The organism is Falsiroseomonas sp. (assembly GCF_030695085.1).
GTDB lineage: Bacteria > Pseudomonadota > Alphaproteobacteria > Acetobacterales > Acetobacteraceae > Falsiroseomonas.
Genome location: NZ_JAUYTS010000083.1, coordinates 14,088 through 33,280 on the forward strand (window position 1 = coordinate 14,088; position 19,193 = coordinate 33,280).

The window sequence follows — 19,193 nt, forward strand, 5'->3', positions numbered from 1 at the left end:
TCTCTCCGGGTCTTGTGACGGACCCGGATGCAAATGCCGTGCCTTGTGGGCTAGGGCGGCGGCGGCAAGGCGGGGATGCGGACCGCATCCACCGTGAAGCCCGCCTGGCGCAGCAGCGCCACCACGCCCTGCGGCCCGCTGGCGTGGGCGGCGCCGATGCCGATCACCAGGCTTTCGCGCGGCAGCCGCGCCGCCAGGCGCCTCGCCATCAGCGCGCTGCGCTCATCCAGCATGAAGCGGGCGAAGGCGGCGCGCAGTGGCGGGTCGGCGGCCATGGTGGCCAGGGTGTGCGTGCGCAGCGCCGCGAAATCCCCGGCCAGCAGCGCCTGGACCATCGCGGCATCGAGGTTGGAGCGGCCATCGGGCGGCCGGCTTGCCTGCATCTCCTCCACCATCCGCGCGACCAGTCGCAGCAGCGCGTCACCGCCCATGCGTTGCAGCGCCGTCAGCTGCTCGCGCCGGGTTTCCAGCCCCTCGATGGGGATGCCGCGCGCCTCGGCCAGGGCGCGCAGCGCCGGGTCGCCGCCGGAGGGCGGGCCGTTTGATGTGGCCTGTGGCGCGGGCAGGCCGGGGCAGGGCGGGTCCGCGCTGGCGACGATCAGGGCCAGGAACAGGCCGATCGGGCTGAGTGGCTCCACGCCGAGGCGTGCGCAGGCGGAAGCGGCCTCCAGCAGTCGGCGCTGGGCGGGCGGGAAGGGGGCCAGCACCTCGAAGCCGCGCGGCGCGCGCAGCAGGTCGCTGACATCCTCCGTCTCCTGCACCGATTCCAGCAGCAGCGCGGCGCGGCCCTCGAAGATGGCGGGCGCGGGGGAGGGCAGCCCGGCCTCGCCCTGATGCGAGCCGGGGATCAGCAGGGAGGCGGGCGCGTCGCGTCCGGCGGGGGTGATGCGAAAGCCGGCCAGCGTGTCCGCATGGGCGGACGGCGCGGCGAGCAGCGCCAGCAGCAGGAAAAGCCGGCGCATCTCAGCCCGCGCTGTACAGTGCGGCGATTTCCGGCGCGAAGCCCGTCAGCGCGCGCGGCCGCCTGGCGCGGGCGGCGCCCGGTGGCGCCAGGCCGACCAGGGCCTCCGCCATTCGCACCGCCGCGGCCGTACCATCCACCAGCGACGCCGGGACGCGATCCGCGATGATCGGCGCCAGGCCGGCCAGCGGCCCGCCGGCCAGGATCACCGCCTCCGCCCCGTCCTGCTCCACCGATTGCCGGCAGAGATCCACCAGCAATTCGGCGCGCTGCTCCGCCACCAGCCCGGGGTCGCCGGCGAAGGCGGGGCCCATGCGGAAGCCGGCGCAGCGGCCAGCCAGGCCGTGATGCGCCAGGCACTCCTCGAACATCGGCCGCAGCGCCGCGGTGAAGGACACCACGCCGAAGCGGCGGCCGAGCATGGCGGCGGCGTGGAAGGCGGCCTCGCTGATGCCGAGCACCGGCACGTCCAGCAATTCCTTGGCGGCATCGAGGCCCGGGTCGCCGAAGCAGGCGATCACCGCAGCGTCGTAGCTGCCGCGCCGTGCGGCCAGCGCCGCCAGGGTCGCCGGCCCCGCCACCAGCCAATCGGCGCGCGTGACAATCAGCGGCAGGCCGAAGGGGGCGGAGACCGCCTCGATCTCCGTGCCGGGCGAAGCCGCCAGGCGCGCCGCGGCGCCGATGCGGGTGGTGACGCTCTCGGTCGTGTTGCTGTTGACCACCAGCAGTCTCAAATCCGCGTCTCCTGCGTCAGCCAGTGGCGGGCGATGTCGCAACGCCGCGCCACCCAGATATCCTCGCGCCCCGCCACATGCCGCAGCACCGCGGCCAGGCCGGGCATGCGCGCCGGGCGCCCGATGATGCGGAGATGCAGGCCGATGGAGAGCATGCGCGGCGCGCCTTCGGCCAAAAGCCAGTCGATCGCCGCGATGCAATAGCGCGAGAAATCCTCGGCATGAACAAAACCGCCGCCGGGGGCGAAGCGCATGTCGTTGGTGTCGAAGGCGTAGGGCAGGCGGACATGCCTGGCGCCGTGCCGCCGGGGCAGGTCGTCGTCGTAGGTGTCGCTGTCATACAGGAAGCCGCCTTCCTCCAGCAGAAGGCGACGCGTGTTGATGGAGGACGCGCTGCGCGTGTGCCAGCCGACCGGACGTTCGCCGGTGGCGTCGCGGATGGCGCTGACGGTGGCGGCGATGACAGCGCGCTCGGTGTCCTCCGGCATTCCGGCATGGCTTTCCCAGCGCCAGCCATGGGCGGAGATTTCGTGCCCGCGCGCATGTGGCGCCGCGGCCAGCACCGGCGTCGCGGCCACGGCGCGCCCGCAGCTTGAGAAGGTCGCCTTCACCCCATGCGCATCGAAGGCATCCAGGATCCGCCAAAGCCCGACGCGGCTGCCATAACCAAAGTGGCTTTCCATGCAGGGGTCGGGGTGGCCCACCACCTCCTCCCGCGCTTCGTAGGTCGCCTCGTTGCGGGCATCGCCGGAGGTCAGCGCCAGTTCCGCCCCTTCCTCCACATTCACCACGAAGGACAAGGCGAGCTTCGCGCCGCCGGGCCAGGACGCGGCAATGGGTGCGCCGGCCCGGCCGGCCAGGTCGCGACTGGCGGGGGGCATGCCCCCAGGGAGGCCGGCCGGCAGCGCACTCATGCGCCGCGATACAGCGAGAAGCCCCAGGGGGTGAATTTGATCGGCAGGTGATAATGCAGGCTGGCGTCGAAGACGCGGAATCGGAAGGGCACCAGTTCCAGGAAGGGCGGTGGCGGGCTGGCCGATTCGGCGAAGAAGGCGCCGATATGGAACAGCACCTCATGCACCCCTTCCTGCACGCCCTCGCCCTTCGTCACCGGGTGGTGCAGCGCGCCATCGGCCCCGAGCCGGCCTTCCGCCACGGCTTGCCGGCTGCCATCGGGGAGGATGCGGTGGATTTCCACCTTCATCCCCAGGCCCGGCCGCCCACTGGCCACATCCACCGCATGCACCGAAATACCAGCCGACATCAGCCACTCCCCTTTGCGGGCAGGGTAAACAACCGCCCCCACCCCCGGCCAGGGGTTTCCGGAATACCGGCCGCGCCCAGCCCGCCCCAGACGCCCAGCGCCGTGGCATCCAGCAGCGGGATTCCGGTCTCGGCCTCCAGCGCCGCGGCCAGAGGCGCGCCGGCGCAATTGGTGTTCCACAGGATGATTGCCTGCACCCCCGGCCGCGCCACCTGCCGCGCCAGCGCCGCCACCGCGCCATAACCCACCGAGGCGAAGGCCAGGTTGTCCGTGATGCCGAGGCTGGCCTCCGCCACCATCTCCACCCCCTCCGCCGCCAGGCCACGGGCGGCGCGCCGGTTGTACTCCGCCGTATGCGGCCCGATCAGCGCGACGCGCGTGGCGCCGAGCAGTTCCAGCGCGCGCAGCAAGGCGAGGCCGGAGGTGGTGCAGGGCAGGCCGGTGGCGTCCCGCACCCGCCGCACCAGCGCGCGGTCATGCTCCAGCCCGATCACGGCGCCCTTGCTGGCGGACCAGATGATGGCATCCGGCTTCGCATCCGCCAGCAATTCGGCGGCCTGCATCATCGCATCCCAGTCATAGCTGTCCGGGAAGGGGTCCACGGCGCCGCGCTTGGCGACGCGGGTGAAGATCGGCATCACGCCCGGCAGGTCGCGCAGCAGCGCCTGGGTGGTGCGCTCCACCACCGTGTTGGCGGAGGGCAGGATGCTGGCCAGCAGGCGGGGTGCCTCGGGCATCAAACGGTCTGGCATCAGGATTTGGGCGTTCATGCGGCCAGCCTGCACCGGCATCGCGCGGCACGGCAATTGCGTCGCTGGCGGTCCGATCGAGGATCCTGCCCATGCGCCGACGCCATCTGCCCGTTATCGCGGCACTCGCCGCCTTTGCCGCCAGCAATGAATCGCGCGCGCAGCCAGCCTGGCCGGCGCGGCCGATCCGCATCATCGTCACCTTCCCGCCCGGCGGGTCCTCCGACATCGTCGCCCGTGTGCTGGCGGAGGTGCTGTCCCAGCGCCTGCCGCAGCGCGTGATGGTCGAAAACCGCCCCGGCGCCGGCGGCACGCTGGGCGCGGCCTATGTCGCGACACAGCCGGCGGATGGGCTGACGCTGCTGCTGTCGAACACCGCGCCGATCGTCACCTCCCCGCCCATATATGCCAATGTGCCCTATGATCCGGTCGCCGGCTTCACCCACATCGCCTATCTCGGCGCGACGCCGCTGGTGATCCTGGTGAACCCGCGCCTGGTGCCGGCGACGGACCTCGCCGGGCTGGTCGCCTGGATGAAGGCGCAGCCGGCGCCGCCCGCCTATGGCAGCTCCGGCGCCGGCTCCGTCGCCCATATCTTCGGCGAGGCTTTCTCAAGCCGCACCGGCGCGGCGTTGACGCATGTGCCGTATCGCGGCAGCGCACCCATGCAGGCGGATCTGCTCGGCGGCGCCATTCCGCTGTCCTTCGACACGCTGCCGCAGAATGTCGAGAACATCCGCGCCGGACGCCTGCGCCCCATCGCCATCACCGCCCCCACACGGCAGCAGATGGCGCCGGAGGTGCCGACCACGGCGGAGGCCGGCTTCCCTGGCCTGCTGGCGGAGAACTGGCTCGGCCTCGCCGGCCCGCCCGGCCTGCCTGCGCCCATCGTCGCCACGCTGCACCGGGAGGTGGCGGCCGCGCTCGATGCGCCGATGATGAAGACCCGTATCCTGGAACACGGCATCGCGGTGCGGCCGATGACCCAGCCGGAATTCACGGGCTTCGTCGCGGATCAGGTGCGCGTGGTCGGCGGCGCGGTGAAGGCGCTGGGCCTCACCGCGCAATGAGCAGCCTGCCCCGGGTTGTCGCCGTGCTGTTCGGGCGGCCGGGCACGGACCCGCTGGAGATCGGTGCCTTCAACGCCGCGGGCGTGCAGGGCCTTTCCCGCGCCGCCGCCCTGCCGGTGCGGCTGGAGACGATGTGGGAGCCGAATCCCGCCCGCCGCACCGTGACCATCGAGGCCGCGGCGGCGCGGGCGGATCTGGTGGTGGCGCATGGCGGGCAGGGGGAGGCGGCGGTGGCCGCCGTGGCACCGGCCTTCCCGGATGTCGCCTTCGCCGTGACCCAGGGCCGCATCACCGGCCCGAACATCGCGGGATTCGAGGTGCTGCAGGAGCAATCGGCCTTCCTCGCCGGGGCGCTGGCCGGCTGGTGGATCGCCCCTGGCGGGATCGCCGCGCATCTGTCGGGCGAGCCGGTTCCACCCGGCCTGCGCGGGCGCGCCGGCTTCGCCGCGGGCCTCGCTCATGCCAACCCTGATGCGCGGCTGCTGAGTGGCTTCTGCGGCAACCAGCACGACCCGGACCTCGCGGCGCGCTGGATCGCAGGCCAGGCGGCGGCGGGCGCCACGCTGAACTTCGCCATGCTGGATGGTGGCCGCGCCGGGGCGATCGCGGCCTGCAAGGCAGCGGGCATGCGCGCCATCGGCAATGTGCGCGACTGGACGGTGGAGGATACGGTGTTCCTCGCCTCCGCCATCGCCGATAATGGCGTGGCGATGCAGGCGGCGATCGAGGCCTTCCTGGCCGGCGATTTCACCGATCGCCGCATCGGGCTGGAGGCGCCGGAGGCGGTGCGGCTTGCGCTGGCGGCCGATGTGCCGGCCGGGCTCGCCGCACGCCTGGATGCGCTGCGCGCGGCGGTGCTGGAGGGTGCGGTCAGGGTGCCGGAGGCGTGGCAGGGGGCGGAGTGGGCGCCGTAAGGGGCGGCCTGGCCTTCAGCTCCGCCAGGATATCCGCCAGCAACCGGTCGGTGGAACTCGGCCCCTTCACCGCCTCCTGCCGCACACGCAGCCGGGTCAGCGCCTTCAGCAGCCAGAAGATCGCCATCGCCACGATCAGGAACTTGATGATGGCGTTGATGAAGCGGCCCACCGCCAGCACGGCCGCACCACCTTCGCGCGTCGCTTCCAGCGTGGTCTGGCGTTCGCCGCTGAGCACCAGGAAGACGTTGGAGAAGTCGATCCCGCCGATCATCAGGCCGATGAGGGGATTGATCAGATCCTCCACCAGGCTGCCGACGATGGCGGTGAAGGCCGCACCGATGACGATGCCGACGGCCAGGTCCACCACGCTGCCGCGCATGATGAAGGCCTTGAACTCCGCCAGCCAGGCCGGTTCGTTGATGGTGATCGGGGGTCTCATGGGCAGCTCCTGAAGGGGGCGGCAGGGTGCGTTGCCACACGCCGCCGCGCCACGCAAAAAGCCGCGCCTGCCCCGGTCAGGCGGCGCCGCACCAGCCGGTGATCAGCGCCGCCACCACGGCGACCCCGCGACGGTAATCCGCCACATCCACCCATTCGTCGCGCCCGCCATTCTGCGTCAGGTCGCCACAGAGCGGGCCGAGGCCGACGCAGGGAATGCCCGACTGCACCATCGGGTTGCGGATATCTGACGAGGTGTGCATCGGGTTGATCTCCGGCAGCGTGCCGGTGCCACGGCGCACCGCCTCGCTCGTCTCGATCCACAGCGGGTGGTCGAGCGGCACCTCGGCGCCGGTGACGCCGGACAGGAAGCTGGTTTCCAGCATCAGGTCCGCATCGGCGGCCACCGCCTCGGCCAGCGCGGCCTCCACCTCCGCCTGCACATCGGCCAGCTTCTCACCAGGCGGGAAGGACAGGGCGCAGGAGATTTGCACGGCCGGCGGCACGCGCGCGGCGCGGCCATCGCCGAGTGTCTTGAAGTCGCCGACCAGCAGGTTGGTACTGCGCCCGACCGCGGCATCCAGCGCCGGGTGATGCACCCGCGCGCCGCGCTTCGCATCGAGCGCCTTCAGGGCCGCGAGCACCGACGTGGCCTTGTCGATCGGGTTGATCGCGGTGTGGGCGAAGGCGGCGTGGCCCGGCTCCTGCGTCGCCGGCAGGCGGCCTTTCACCACGATGCGGAACACGAGCTGGCCGGAGGCGAGCGCCTTCACCTCCCGCATCCCGATGCCCGATTCGGCCGGGTGCAGATATACTGCGGCATCCGCGGTGATGCCGCTGGCGAGCAGCGCATGCACGCCGCGCGCGTGGCGCTTCGAGGGTGTGGAGGTCAGGATGACATCACCCTTCGGCGTCAGCCCGGCGGCACGCACGGCGCGCAGCGCCTCCACCATCGTGGCGACGCCCGCCAGGTCATCGGCCACGCCCCAGCCATGGATGCGGCCATTGTCGATCTCGCCGGCCATCGGGTCGTGCAGCCAGCCATGGTTGGGCTGGAAGGCCTCGCCATCCGGATGGGCGAAGAAGATCACGCTGCGGCCGCCGCCGCTGCCGGGGAAGCGGGCGATGACGGCGGCGCGTTCCTCCGTCGCCATGGCGGTCTCGCTGGCGAATTCCTCCCGCAGCACGATGCTGGCGGGATGGTACCGGCGGGTCTCCACGATGCAGCCGAGATCCTCGAAGGCCGAGGCGACGCGGGCCTGCACCGCTTCCTCCCCGCCCGCCTGAAGCCGGATGAGGTCGCGCAGGAAGACCACGGCTGCCTCACCCCCTGCTTCGGCTGCCTGGTCCACACGTGTCGCGATATCGGTCATGGAGTCGCCCTGGGTTGCGGGGGCACGACCTTAGCGAAGGTGGTGGGCGGGGCAACCGGGGCCCTCTCATTCCAGGCGCGTGGCCGCGGTGATCGCCGGACCCAGGTTCAGCGCTCCCTCCAGCCGGTAGCCGAGGTTCAGGCCGCTGCGGCGCACCCAGACCTGCTTCAGGTCGAACAGCGGCAGGCTGCAGCCGGCCTCCATCACCTTGCGCTGCGCGGTCGCCCACAGCGCCATCTGCTTCGCCTCATCCGGCTCCGCCCGCGCCGCGTCGATCTCGGCATCCGCCGCGCTGCAATGGGCGAAGTTCAGCGACATGGTCGGCTGCCCGGGCGCGCTGCGCGAATGGTAGAACTGGCTCAGATAGCTGTCCGCCACCGGGTAGCGCGCGGCGCCGTAGAAGGTCAGCTGCGACAGGTCCTGCCGGATGCGGGCGTGGTAGGTGGCGTGTTCCACCACATCCATGTCGAGCCGGATATTGGCGCGCCGCAGCTGTGCCTGGATCACCTCCATGATCGGCTGCTGCGCGGAGTTGGAGGAGACGACGGCGCGGATGGTCACGCCATCCGGGTGCCCGGCTTCCGCCAGCAAGGCGCGGGCGCGGGCGATGTCGTGCGGGAAGCGCGGCACATCCTCCGTCGCGCCGAGGTAGCCGGGCGGCACCGGGCTGGCCCAGGGGGTCGCGACATCCAGCCCGACGAAGCGCGCGATGCCTTGCGTGTCGATCGCGTGCTGCACCGCACGGCGCACCCGCACATCATTCAACGGCGCGCTGCGGCTGCTGATCAGCAGGGTGCGGAATTCACCGGGGGAGAAGACCTCCACCACCGTATTCGGATGCGCCTTCATCCGTGCCACCCATCGCTGTTCGCGCCGGCCGATGAACAGGTCCAGCTCCCCGGCCGTATAGGCCAGTTCCCGCGTCGCGTCGGAGGTGATGAAGCGCAGGTCGATCTCACGGATCGCCGGGCGGCCGCGCCAATGATCGTCGAAGGCCAGCATCCGCGCGGCACCGCCACCGGCGCGGTCCAGGCGGAACGGCCCGGTGCCGGGCGGCTGCCCGCCGGCATCGGCGCGGCGGGAGACGATCATGCCGCCATGGTAGTTGGCGAACAGCCCGAGCGCGCCGGCCACCGCCTCATTCAACGTGACGCGCACCGTCATCGGGTCCACCACCTCCACCGCCGTCATAGGCGCGTAGCTGCTGGCGAAGGCGCTGCGGGCGCTGTCCGCGGCGCGGCGCAGGGAGAAGACCACATCCTCGGCTTCCAGCGGGCTGCCATCATGGAAGCGCACGCCGGGCCGCAGGTGGAAGGTGTAGGTCAGGCCATCGGCGCTGCGGGTGAAGCGCTCCGCCAGATCCGGCTCCAGCTTCGCCGGGTCGGCGGAGCCGGGCGGGAAGCGTACCAGCCCGTCATAGGCCCAGGCGAGCGGCGCCTTGTCCTGCGTCGCGCTGGCCCGGTGCGGGTCCGTGGTGCCCATATCCTGTGCGATGAGCCCGACCCGCAGGGTCTGCGCCTGCCCGGCCGGGGGCAAGGTGAGCGGCAGCGCAAGCGCCAGGGCAACGGCCAGCAGCGTGCTTCGCATGTGTTCTGTCCTTCCGAGAGCCTTCCCGGCTTGCAGGATGGGCCGGGCCGCGCCACCCTCGCAAGCATGTCTTCCCCTGATATGTTTGACGTGGCGATCATCGGCGGCGGCATGGTGGGCTCGGCCATCGGCTTCGGCTGTGCCGAACGTGGCGCGCGGGTCGCCATACTGGATGAGGGCGATGTCGCGCTGCGCGCGGCGCGCGGCAATTTCGGGCTGGTCTGGTCGCAATCCAAGGGCGATGGCATGCCGGCCTATGCCGCCTGGACGCGGCAGAGCGTGGGGCTGTGGCCCGTGCTGGCGGAACGCGCCTCGGTTCTGGCGGGGCGGGACGTGCAGTATCGCGCGGTGGGCGGGCTGACCTTCTGCCTGGATGAGGGTGAATTCGCGGCGCGCAGCCTGTTCGTGCAGCGCATGCACAACCAGGGCCAGGAAGGCCTGCGGATGCTGGACCGGCGCGAACTGGCCGAGCTGATGCCCGGCTGCCCGCTGGGGCCGGAGGTGCTTGGCGCCAGCTTCCAGCCCGCCGATGGCCATGTCGATCCGCTGACCCTGCTGCGCGGGTTGCAGGCCGGCATGCGGGCCGCCGGCGGCACCCATCTGCCCGGCGCGGCGGTGCAGGCGGTGGAGCCTGTGGCCGGTGGCTACCGCATCACCCGCGCCGATGGCAGCGAGGTCTGCGCCACGCGCATCGTGGTGGCCGCCGGGGTGAAGACCACGCCGATCGCGGCGCTGATCGGCCTCGACGTGCCGGTGCGGCCGGTGCGCGGGCAGAATATCGTCACCGAACGCCTGGCGCCGATCCTGCCGCTGCCCGCCAGCGCCATCCGCCAGACCGGCGACGGCACGGTGCAGATCGGCGTGACCAGCGAGGATGACGGCAGCTTCGAGACGGCGACGACCACCGCCGCCCTGGCCCGCATGGCGGCCCGCGCGCTGCGGGTGCTGCCGGTGCTCGGCCAGGCGCGGATGGTGCGGGGCTGGGCGGCGCTGCGGCCGATGACGCCGGATGGCTTTCCCGCCTATGCCGAAAGCCCCACCCATCCCGGCTGCTTCGTCGCCACCTGCCATTCCGGCGTCACGCTCGCCGCCGTGCATGCCGGACCGCTGGCGGAGGCGATCCTGACCGGCGCGCTGCCGGACCATGCGCGCGACCTGCACCCGGACCGCTTCCTTGGGATGACCCATGTTTCGTCGCACTGAACCCACCGACTGCACCATCGTCTGGGAGGGGCGTGACCTGCCGGCCCGCGAAGGGGAGAGCCTGGCCGTGGCCTTGCTCGCCGCCGGCATCACCAGCTTCCGGGAGACGCCGGTGACGGGTGCGGCGCGCGGCCCGCTTTGCCTGATGGGCGCCTGCTTCGACTGCCTGGTGGAGGTGGCGGGCGTGCAGAACATGCAGGCCTGCCTGGTGCCGGTGACGCCTGGACTGGTCGCCGGAATTCAGCACGGCGCCCGCAGCTTCGAGGAAGATGCGGCATGAGCGTCGCCGACGAATGGACCGCCGGGCGGGAGGCGGTGGCGCCGGTGGCGGAGACGGTGGATCTGCTGGTGCTCGGCGCCGGCCCGGCCGGCATGGCGGCCGCGACCGAGGCGCGCGCGCATGGCATGCGGGTGCTGGTGCTGGATGAGAATGGCGCGCCGGGCGGGCAGGTGCATCGCGCGGTCGAGGCGCGTCTGGCCAAGGGCGCCGTTTCTGACGGCCAGGACAAGGACGGCGCCAAGCTGGCGGCGGCATTCCGGGCTTCCGGCGCGCAGTACCGGCCCGGCGCCACCCTCTGGGCGGTGGAACCGGGCGGCAAGGTTTTCTGGTCCGAGAGCGGTGCTGCGCGCAGCATCCAGGCGGAGCGGCTGATCCTGGCCGCCGGTGCCACGGAGCGGCCGCTGCCGATCCCCGGCTGGACCCTGCCGGGGGTGATGAGCGTCGGCGCCGCGCAGATCGCGTTGAAGACGGCGGGGCTGGTGCCGGAGGGGAATGTCTGGCTGGCCGGGCAGGGGCCGCTGCTGTGGCTCTATGCGGTGCAGGCGCTGGCCAAGGGCGGGAAGATCGCCGGCATCATCGACCTGTCGCCGCCGGGCGGGTTCTCGCGGGCGCGGCCGCACCTGCTGCGCGCGTTGAAGGCGCCGGAATATCTTTTGCGCGGCCTGGTCTGGCAGCAGCGGGTGAAGCGCGCGACGCGGGTGATCCAGGCGCGGGAGCTGCGCGCGGAAGGCGAGGGGCAGCTCGCACGCATGCTGGTGGATGGCGTCGCCCACCCGGCCGATCTGCTGCTGCTGCATGATGGCGTGGTGCCGAATACGCAGGTCACGCGGGCCATCGCCGGGCTGACGCATGGCTGGGACCCGGTGCAGCGCTGCTGGCGGCCGGCGCTGGACCTCTGGGGCAACACCGCGGTGGCCGGCGTGATGGTGGCGGGCGATTCGGGCGGCATCGGCGGCGCCCGCGCCGCGGCGCTGTCCGGCCGCATCGCGGCGCTGGAGGCGGCGCGCGCGCTTGGCCGCATCACGACCGATGAACGCGACGGCCGTGCTGGTCCGCTGCGCCTGCTGCGCGACCGCCAGCTCGCCCCGCGGCCGTTTCTCGACGCCATGTTCCCGCCGCTGCCGGAAGCCGCCATCCCGGATGAGACCATCCTGTGCCGCTGCGAGGAGGTGACGGCCGGGCGGGTGCGGCAGGCGGTCGGGCTGGGCTGCCTCGGCGCCAACCAGACCAAGGCCTTCACCCGCGCCGGCATGGGGCCGTGCCAGGGGCGCATCTGCGGGCCGGCGGTGCATGGCGTGATCGCCGCCGCGCGTGGCGTGCCGGGGGGCGAGGTGGACCCGTTCCGCACCCGCTTCCCGACCAAGCCGCTGACGCTCGGCGAATTGGCGGCGCTGGCGGGATGAGACGGGCGCCGGCCTCGGCTCTGACCCGCCCATGAGGAAGGCCCTCGTCATCGGCGGCGGCCTGCATGGCCTGTCCACCGCCTTGCACCTGGCCCGCACCCCCGGCTGGCAGGTCACGCTGCTGGAACGCCGCCATGTCGGGCGGCATTCCAGCGGGGTGAATGCGGGCGGCGTGCGGCGCCTCGGCCGGGCGCTGCCGGAGATCGCGCTGTCGGTGGTGGCCGCCGAGATGTGGCACGGCATCACCGCGCTGGTCGGCGATGATTGCGGCTTCCGCGCCACCGGCCAGGTGAAGGTGGCCGAGAGCGAGGCCGACATGGCCAGGAACCACGCCCGCGTCGCCCAGGTCCGCGCCCTGGGCTGGACGCATGAGGAGGTGGTGGACCAGGCTGAGGTCCGCCGCCTGCTGCCGGCCGTGTCCCGCCACGTGGTCGGCGCCATCGTGACGCGGGATGATGGCTCGGCCGACCCGATGCGGACCGTCATGGCCTTCCGGCGTGCCGCGGAACAGGCCGGGGTGACGATCATCGAGGGCGTCGCCGTCAACGGGCTGGCGGCCACCGCCGATGGCACCATCCGCGTCGAAACCGACCACGGACCCCATGAGGCCGAGCGCGTCGCCAATTGCGCCGGCGCCTGGGCACCCGACCTCGCCGCATTGGCGGGCGAGACCATCCCCTGCGGCACCAAGGCCAGCATGATGATCGTGACGGAGCGCCTGCCGCCTTTCGTCGAGCCCACGGTGGGGGCGACCGCCCGGGCGCTGTCCTTCAAGCAGACGGCCGCCGGCACGGTGGTGATCGGCGGCGGGCACCAGGGCATCAATGACCGGGCGGCGGAAACCTCCTCCGTCCTGTTCGGCAGCCTGGCCTTCGCGGCCCGGATCGCCGCCGAAATATTCCCCTGCGTCGCCGGCGCGCGGATCATCCGCACCTGGACAGGCACCGAGGCGCGGCCGCCGGACGATATGCCGGTGATCGGCGAAAGCCGCAGCCTGCCGGGGCTGTTCCATTCCTTCGGCTTCTCCGGCCACGGCTTCCAGCTTTCGCCTGCGGCCGGCGCCGCGGTGGCGGAGCTGATGGCGCGCGGTGCCACCAACCTGCCGATCGCGCCCTTCACCCAGGACCGCTTCGCCATTCCGGCTTGATGCCGGCCGCTGGCTGGCGCAGGCTCGGCCATGATGACGAAACCTGCCCTGGAACTGGTGGGACTCCGGACGGAGTTCCGTATCGGCGGCCGCTGGCACCCCGCGGTGCGCGACCTGTCGCTGACCCTCATGCGGGATGAGACCCTGGCGCTGGTCGGCGAAAGCGGCTGCGGCAAATCCGTGACCGCGCTCTCCGTCATGGGGCTGGTGCAGCCGCCCTTTGGCCGGGTGGCGGCCGGGCGCATCCTGCTGGATGGGCAGGACCTGGCCGGGCTGTCCGACCAGGCGCTGGAATCCGTGCGCGGCGACCGCATGGCGATGATCTTCCAGGAACCGATGACCAGCCTGAACCCGGTGATGACCGTGGGTGACCAGGTGGCGGAAGCCTTGCGGATTCATCGCGGCATGGACCGCAAGGCGGCCCGCGCCCGTGCGCTGGAATTGTTCGAGGAGGTGAAGATCCCCTCCGCCGCGCAACGGCTGGACGAGTATCCGCACCAATTCTCCGGCGGCATGCGCCAGCGCGTGATGATCGCGATCGCGCTGGCCTGCGAACCGGCGGTGCTGCTGGCGGATGAACCGACCACGGCGCTGGATGTGACCATCCAGGCGCAGGTGCTGGGCCTGCTGGCCGACCTGCGGTCCCGCTTCGGCATGGCGGTGCTGTTCATCACCCACAATCTGGGCGTGGTGGCGCAGATCGCGGACCGGGTGGCGGTGATGTATGCTGGGGAGATCGTGGAACAGGGGCCGGTCGAGGCGATCTTCGCCAACCCGCAGCACCCCTATACGCGCGCGCTGTTCTCCGCGATTCCGCGGCTGGACCAGCCCGGCCAGGCGCTGTCCGCCATCCCCGGCCGCGTGCCGCCGCTGGATGCCATGCCGGATGGCTGCCGCTTCGCGCCACGCTGCCCGCTGGCCCGGGCGGGATGCGAGCGGGACCAGGTGCTGGCCGAGGTCGCGCAGGGCCATGCCGCACGCTGCCATGTCGCAACCGGAGCCTTGATGCATGCTTGATCCCGTCGGCCGCGTCGTCCTCATCACCGGCGGGTCCCGCGGCATCGGGCGGGAGGTGCTGCGCCGCCTGCATGGCTCCGGCTGGATGATCAGCGCCGGCATCCGCAGCGCCGGCAAGCTGGTCGCCGGGCCGGACCTCATGCTGCATCGCTGGGATGCGGAGAAGGAAGGCAGCGCGGAGGCCTGGGTGGCCGCCACCATGGCCCGCTTCGGCCGCATCGACGCCGTGGTGAACGCCGCCGGCATCAACCCGATGGCCCGCCTGCTGGATGCGGATGAAACGCCGCATGACGCGATGTGGCAGGTCAACGTGAAGGCACCGATGCGCGTCATCCGCGCCGCCTGGCCGCATCTGATCGAAAGCGGGGAGGGGCGGGTGGTGAACCTCGCCTCGCTCTCCGGCAAGCGCGTGGCGAATGAGAACCTTGGCTATGCCATGAGCAAATTCGCCGTGGTGGCGCTGACGCAGGAGGTGCGCCGGCTGGGCTGGGAACACGGCATCCGCGCCACCGCGATCTGCCCCGGCTTCGTGCAGACGGAAATGACCCTGCACGCGAAATACCCACGGGAGGCGATGAGCCGGCCGGAGGATGTGGCCACCCTGGTCGAGATGGTGCTGCGCCTGCCCAACACCGCGGCGGTCGGCGAGATCAAGGTGAATTGCCGCTTCGAGGCGCTTCTGTGACGGCCATCCGCCTGGTTGACCAGGACCGGCCCGCGCTCATCTTCACGGTCGATGGCGTGGAAGTCCCGGCCAAGCAGGGCGATACGCTGTTGACGGCGATGCTGACGGCCGGCCTCGGCCATGTCCGCACCAGCGAATTCGGCGATGGCGGCCGGGCCGGCTTCTGCTGGATGGGCGCCTGCCAGGATTGCTGGGTGGTGGTGGTGGGGAAGGGCGTTCGGCGTGCCTGCACGACATTGGTCGAAACCGGGATTGAGGTGATCAGGCGATGAAGGTTGTGGTTGTTGGCGCCGGTCCGGCCGGTATCCGCGCGGTGGAGCAATTGGTGCGCGCGGGCGTGTTCCCGACCTGGATCGAGGAAGGCCCGGATGGCGGCGGCCGCATCACGCAGCGCCCGCCGGCTGAATTCAGCCGCAGCCACGCCGCGCTATACGGCGCCGATGCCGGCCGCGCCAAGCGCCTGCATGCGGCGCTCGATTCCCTCAAGGCGCGCGTCGATTGGCGGCCGGACACGCTGGTCTGGAACATCCGCCCCGATGCCAGGGTGCTGCACACCCTGACCAATGGCGCGGCGCAGGATGAGGTGTCCTATGATGCCGTCATCCTCTGCACCGGCGCGATGGACCGGGTGCTGCCGCTGCCGGGCTGGACGCTGCCGGGCGCCACCACGCTGGGCGGCGCGCAGACGGCGCTGAAGTCGCAGGGAGTGGGCATCGGCGCGAACCCCGTTCTGATCGGCACCGGGCCGCTGCTGTGGCTGACCGCGCTGCAATACGCCAAGGCCGGTGCCAAGCCCGCCGCGGTGCTCGACACCACGGACCTGCTGACCAAGGCGCGCTTCGGCGGCGGCATGCTGTGGAACATCCCGACGCTGCTGCGCGGCATGGGCCTCTACGCCAGCCTGAAGCTGCGCGGCGTGAAGATGTATGAGGATGTGACGCCGCTGGCGATCGAGGGCGTGGACAAGGTGACTGCCGTGCATTGGCGCGACGCCGCCTGGAAGGAACATGTCACCCCCTGCGATGCGGTGGCGCTCGGCTGGGGCCTGAAGCCGGAGGCGCAGCTGGCCGACCTCGCCGGCGTGCCCTTCGACTATGACGACACGCAGCAGAACTGGGTGCCGCGCAAGGATGCCGCCGGGCGGTCCCCTGTGGCGGGCGTGTACCTGGCCGGCGATGGCGCAGGCATTGGCGGCGTGGATGTCGCGGAACTGGGCGGCGCGCGCGCCGCGCTGGCATTGCTGGCGGATGCGAAGCTGCCGTCCGACATGGCGCTGAGCAAGCATCTCGACGGCAGGCTGCGGACCGAGCGCCGCTTCCGTGCGGCGCTGGAGCGCGCCTTCCCCTACCCGGCGCGCCTCGCGTCGCGGATGGAGGACAGCACCTCCGTCTGCCGCTGCGAGGTGATCACGGCGGGCGAGCTGCGCGCCGCCGCGGCGGCGGAGGCGCCGGAGCTGAACCGCGCCAAGGCCTTCTCCCGCGTCGGGATGGGGCGCTGCCAGGGGCGGCTCTGCGGCACGCCGGCCGCCGCCGTACTGGCCCGCGCGCTGGCCGTAGAGGTGCCGGAGGTCGGCCGCCTGCGCGGCCAGCCGCCGGTGAAGCCGGTGCCGCTGCAACAGGTGGGGTGATGACGCGTGCCGATGTGCTGGTCATTGGCGGCGGCGGCGCGGGGTGTTCCGCGGCGCTGCACCTGGCGCAGCGTGGCGTGCGGGTGGTGCTGCTGGAACGTGGGCTGGTCGGTGGCCAGGCCACGGGGGTGAATTACGGCGGGGTGCGCCAGCAGGGGCGCCACCCGGCCGGCCTGCCGCTGGCGCGCAAATCGCGCGAGATCTGGTCGCGCATCACCGAACTCACCGGCAGCGACATCGAATTCGACCCCTGCGGCCATCTGAAGCTGGCGCGCAGCGCGGAAGATGAGGCGGAGCTGCTGCGTTGGAACGCGCTGGCCGCCGAGCACGGCCTGCGCCCGCGCATGATCGGCCGCAACGCCATTCGCGAACAGCACCCCTATTTCAGCGATGTCGTCATCGCCGGCAGCCTGATGGAGGAGGATGGCAGCGCCAATCCGCGCCTGCTCGCCCCGGCGCTCGCCCGCGCCGCGCGTGCCGCCGGCGCCGATATCCGCGAGCATCATGCGGTGACGACGCTGGACCATGACGGCAGCGCCTTCGAGGTGATGGCCAATGGCCAGCGCTTCACCGCCCCCTGGCTGCTGAACTGTGCCGGCTTCTGGGGCGGCGCCATCGCGGCCCGCTTCGGGGAGCCGGTGCCGATCGAGAAGCTGCACCCGAACATGCTGGTGACGGAGCCGCTGCCCTATTTCCTGCGCGAAAGCCTGGGCGTGGTCGGTGGTGATCTGTATCTGCGGCAGATTCCGCGCGGCAACATCATCTTCGGCGGCGGCCGCGGCGAGAGCGATGCCGAGATCCGCGTGACGCGGCCGCGCCCCGATGCCGCCTTTGGTGCAATGCAGCGCGCCATTGCCGTGATCCCCCGCCTCCGGGACGCCATGGTGATCCGCAGCTGGACCGGCACGGATGGCGAGATGCCGGACCACTTCCCGGTGCTCGGCGCATCGCGCACCACGCCGGGCCTGCTGCACGCCTTCGGCTTCTGCGGCGAGGGGTTCCAGACCGGTCCGGGCGTCGGCGCCGTGCTGTCGGAGCTGGTGATGGACGGCGCCACCGAGGTTCCGCTCGACGCTTTCGATATCGGACGCTTCACGGCAGCCTCCGGAGCGGTCTAAGCTCCCCGGCAAGGCAAACGGGGAATAATTTCATGCGGGGATTTCGGGCGGCGCTGCTTGGCAGTGCCCTGGCCGTGGCATCGGCCATCGGATTCAACACGAGCGCCATGGCACAGGGCCAGACGCTGCGCGTCGGCATGGCGGCGCAGGATGTCGGGCGGCTCGACCCGCATTTCGCCGTCTCCACCATCGATCGCGTCGTGGTGGCGTGGATGTTCAACGGGCTGGTGCGCTTCAAGCCCGGCTCCATCAACCCGGCCGAGATCGAGTCTGACCTGGCCGAACGCTGGGAAAGCAGCGCCGACGGCAAGACCTGGACCTTCCACCTGCGCCGCGGCGTGCAGTTCCACGGCGGCTTCGGCGAGCTGACGGCCGATGACGTGGTGTTTTCGCTGAAGAAGGCCGGCACCGCGGCGACCAGCGCCTTCTCCGCCGATTACCGCGCGCTCGAGACCATCGAGGCGGTGGACAGCCACACCGTCCGCATCGTGCTGCGGGAAAACATCCCGAGCCTGCTCGGCATCCTGACCAATTATGCGGGCGGCTACATCGTCTCGAAGCGCGCGGTTGAGGAGCGGGGCGATACCTTCGTGCGTAACCCCATCGGCACCGGCCCCTTCGCGCTGGACCGCGTGACGCCGAACCAGTCGGCGGAACTGGTGGCCCATGCGGGGTATTTCCGTGGCGCGCCGCAGATCGGGCGTATCAGCTACCGCTTCATCCCCTCCGACGCCTCCCGCGACCTGGCCTTCCAGAACCGGGAGCTGGACGTGAATTACGGCCGCGCCGACCAGACCTGGCTGAACCGCACCCGCGCCGTGCCCAACACGGTGGTGGATGTGTTCGAGCCGGGTGAGCTCGCCATCATCAACCTCAACACCAACCAGCCGCCCTTCAACGACATCCGCATCCGCCAGGCGATGGCCCATGCGGTGAACCGGGCGGAGCTGGTGCGCTTCCGCGGCCAGGATGTGGCGCGCGAGGGCCAGTCTCTGGTGCCACGCGGCTATCTCGGCTTCAGCGCCGATAACGGCCTGCTGCCGGCGGACCCGGCGCGGGCACGTGCGCTGCTGGCAGAGGCCGGGCATCCGAACGGCATCACCATCCGCGCCATCCACACGCAGCTGCCCGAAATGCTGAACATGATGCAGGTGGTGCAGCAGCAGCTGCGCCGGTCCGGCATCACGCTCGACCTTCAGGTGGTGGAACACGCGACCTTCCACCAGCAGATCCGCCAGGACCTGTCGCCGATGGTCTATTACTCCGCCGCGCGCTTCCCGGTGGCGGACATCTATCTGACGCAGTTCTTCCATGGCCGGTCGCGCGTGCGCACGCCGACCGCGGTGACCAACTTCTCGCATTGCGACCAGGCGGACAGCCAGATCGATGCGGCGCGGGTCAGCACCGATGTGGAGGAGCAGAAGCGCCTGTGGGCGGAGGCGCAGCGCATCCTGGTGCAGAATGTCTGCGGCGTGCCGCTGATCGAGACGCTGCTGGTCTTCGCCCGCCGTGCGGATCTGGACTATGGCTATGAGCTGAAGGGGTCGATGAGCCTCGGCCCGCTGATCACCGAAGCGACCCGGCTGCGGTGAGGATGCATAGGCGCCTCGGGGCCAAGCG

The 19,193-nt window shown here is 71.5% G+C and carries 20 protein-coding genes; 12 read left to right on the plus strand and 8 right to left on the minus strand.

The genetic code is table 11. The features are described from left to right. Positions 1 to 50: 50 nt before the first annotated feature. From Q8S40_RS10045 to Q8S40_RS10065, 5 genes are read right to left on the minus strand one after another with little or no spacing between them, the layout of a single operon-like run. Entirely contained in the window at positions 51 to 962 is a 912-nt protein-coding gene (locus tag Q8S40_RS10045; protein WP_305670269.1) for a TraB/GumN family protein, read from the minus strand. Position 963: 1 nt separating this feature from the next. Then, positions 964 to 1,695: an aspartate/glutamate racemase family protein gene (locus Q8S40_RS10050; protein WP_305670270.1), complete on the minus strand. Its 732-nt coding sequence runs from the start codon at positions 1,693 to 1,695 to the stop codon at positions 964 to 966. Beyond that, the gene (locus Q8S40_RS10055) at positions 1,692 to 2,609 is read right to left on the minus strand and encodes a polysaccharide deacetylase family protein (RefSeq protein ID WP_305670271.1); all 918 of its coding nucleotides are present in this window, start codon (positions 2,607 to 2,609) and stop codon (positions 1,692 to 1,694) included. Before Q8S40_RS10055 ends, Q8S40_RS10050 begins: the two co-directional genes overlap by 4 nt. Then, positions 2,606 to 2,959 (minus strand): hydroxyisourate hydrolase, encoded by a 354-nt coding sequence (locus Q8S40_RS10060; protein WP_305670272.1) that lies wholly within the window; start codon positions 2,957 to 2,959, stop codon positions 2,606 to 2,608. The genes Q8S40_RS10055 and Q8S40_RS10060 overlap by 4 nt, the downstream gene beginning before the upstream one ends. Next, entirely contained in the window at positions 2,959 to 3,696 is a 738-nt protein-coding gene (locus Q8S40_RS10065; protein WP_305670273.1) for an aspartate/glutamate racemase family protein, read from the minus strand. The genes Q8S40_RS10060 and Q8S40_RS10065 overlap by 1 nt, the downstream gene beginning before the upstream one ends. A 104-nt stretch (positions 3,697 to 3,800) precedes the next feature. On the opposite strand from Q8S40_RS10065, the gene Q8S40_RS10070 reads away from it, so the two are divergent. Continuing rightward, entirely contained in the window at positions 3,801 to 4,778 is a 978-nt protein-coding gene (locus Q8S40_RS10070) for a tripartite tricarboxylate transporter substrate binding protein (RefSeq protein WP_305670274.1), read from the plus strand. After that, a complete protein-coding gene (locus Q8S40_RS10075; protein ID WP_305670275.1) occupies positions 4,775 to 5,692 on the plus strand; it encodes a BMP family ABC transporter substrate-binding protein in 918 nt (305 codons plus the stop codon). The genes Q8S40_RS10070 and Q8S40_RS10075 overlap by 4 nt, the downstream gene beginning before the upstream one ends. Here the strand turns inward: Q8S40_RS10075 and mscL are convergent. The 3 genes from mscL to Q8S40_RS10090 all read right to left on the minus strand — a co-directional run bounded on the left by mscL (position 5,649) and on the right by Q8S40_RS10090 (position 9,093). After that, positions 5,649 to 6,134 carry a large conductance mechanosensitive channel protein MscL gene (gene mscL / locus Q8S40_RS10080; RefSeq protein WP_304807833.1) on the minus strand — a complete coding sequence of 162 codons (486 nt, stop codon included), beginning with the start codon at positions 6,132 to 6,134 and terminating at the stop codon, positions 5,649 to 5,651. The two genes, Q8S40_RS10075 and mscL, sit on opposite strands and share 44 nt — an antisense overlap. Positions 6,135 to 6,210: 76 nt before the next feature. Next, positions 6,211 to 7,506, minus strand: coding sequence for a M20 family metallopeptidase (locus Q8S40_RS10085; protein WP_305670276.1), 1,296 nt, complete (start codon positions 7,504 to 7,506; stop codon positions 6,211 to 6,213). Between the two features lie 66 nt (positions 7,507 to 7,572). Further along, positions 7,573 to 9,093: an ABC transporter substrate-binding protein gene (locus Q8S40_RS10090; RefSeq protein ID WP_305670277.1), complete on the minus strand. Its 1,521-nt coding sequence runs from the start codon at positions 9,091 to 9,093 to the stop codon at positions 7,573 to 7,575. Between the two features lie 66 nt (positions 9,094 to 9,159). Here Q8S40_RS10090 and Q8S40_RS10095 point away from each other — a divergent pair, with 66 nt between their 5' ends. From Q8S40_RS10095 to Q8S40_RS10140, 10 genes are read left to right on the plus strand one after another with little or no spacing between them, the layout of a single operon-like run. Beyond that, positions 9,160 to 10,296 carry an FAD-binding oxidoreductase gene (locus Q8S40_RS10095; RefSeq protein ID WP_305670278.1) on the plus strand — a complete coding sequence of 379 codons (1,137 nt, stop codon included), beginning with the start codon at positions 9,160 to 9,162 and terminating at the stop codon, positions 10,294 to 10,296. Further along, entirely contained in the window at positions 10,280 to 10,576 is a 297-nt protein-coding gene (locus Q8S40_RS10100; RefSeq protein ID WP_305670279.1) for a (2Fe-2S)-binding protein, read from the plus strand. Before Q8S40_RS10095 ends, Q8S40_RS10100 begins: the two co-directional genes overlap by 17 nt. Further along, the gene (locus Q8S40_RS10105; protein ID WP_305670280.1) at positions 10,573 to 11,979 is read left to right on the plus strand and encodes an NAD(P)/FAD-dependent oxidoreductase; all 1,407 of its coding nucleotides are present in this window, start codon (positions 10,573 to 10,575) and stop codon (positions 11,977 to 11,979) included. The genes Q8S40_RS10100 and Q8S40_RS10105 overlap by 4 nt, the downstream gene beginning before the upstream one ends. 31 nt (positions 11,980 to 12,010) lie before the next feature. Next, positions 12,011 to 13,126, plus strand: a complete 1,116-nt coding sequence (locus Q8S40_RS10110; protein ID WP_305670281.1) for an FAD-binding oxidoreductase — start codon at positions 12,011 to 12,013, stop codon at positions 13,124 to 13,126. Positions 13,127 to 13,159: 33 nt separating this feature from the next. Then, a complete protein-coding gene (locus tag Q8S40_RS10115; protein ID WP_304807847.1) occupies positions 13,160 to 14,143 on the plus strand; it encodes an ABC transporter ATP-binding protein in 984 nt (327 codons plus the stop codon). Further along, a complete protein-coding gene (locus Q8S40_RS10120) occupies positions 14,136 to 14,828 on the plus strand; it encodes an SDR family NAD(P)-dependent oxidoreductase (RefSeq protein WP_304807849.1) in 693 nt (230 codons plus the stop codon). The genes Q8S40_RS10115 and Q8S40_RS10120 overlap by 8 nt, the downstream gene beginning before the upstream one ends. Next, a complete protein-coding gene (locus Q8S40_RS10125) occupies positions 14,825 to 15,100 on the plus strand; it encodes a (2Fe-2S)-binding protein (RefSeq protein ID WP_304807851.1) in 276 nt (91 codons plus the stop codon). Before Q8S40_RS10120 ends, Q8S40_RS10125 begins: the two co-directional genes overlap by 4 nt. After that, positions 15,097 to 16,455 carry an FAD/NAD(P)-binding oxidoreductase gene (locus Q8S40_RS10130; protein ID WP_305670282.1) on the plus strand — a complete coding sequence of 453 codons (1,359 nt, stop codon included), beginning with the start codon at positions 15,097 to 15,099 and terminating at the stop codon, positions 16,453 to 16,455. The genes Q8S40_RS10125 and Q8S40_RS10130 overlap by 4 nt, the downstream gene beginning before the upstream one ends. Next, a complete protein-coding gene (locus Q8S40_RS10135) occupies positions 16,455 to 17,573 on the plus strand; it encodes an FAD-binding oxidoreductase (protein ID WP_304807855.1) in 1,119 nt (372 codons plus the stop codon). The genes Q8S40_RS10130 and Q8S40_RS10135 overlap by 1 nt, the downstream gene beginning before the upstream one ends. A gap of 32 nt (positions 17,574 to 17,605) precedes the next feature. Beyond that, positions 17,606 to 19,165, plus strand: coding sequence for an ABC transporter substrate-binding protein (locus Q8S40_RS10140; RefSeq protein WP_304807857.1), 1,560 nt, complete (start codon positions 17,606 to 17,608; stop codon positions 19,163 to 19,165). Positions 19,166 to 19,193: the final 28 nt, after the last annotated feature.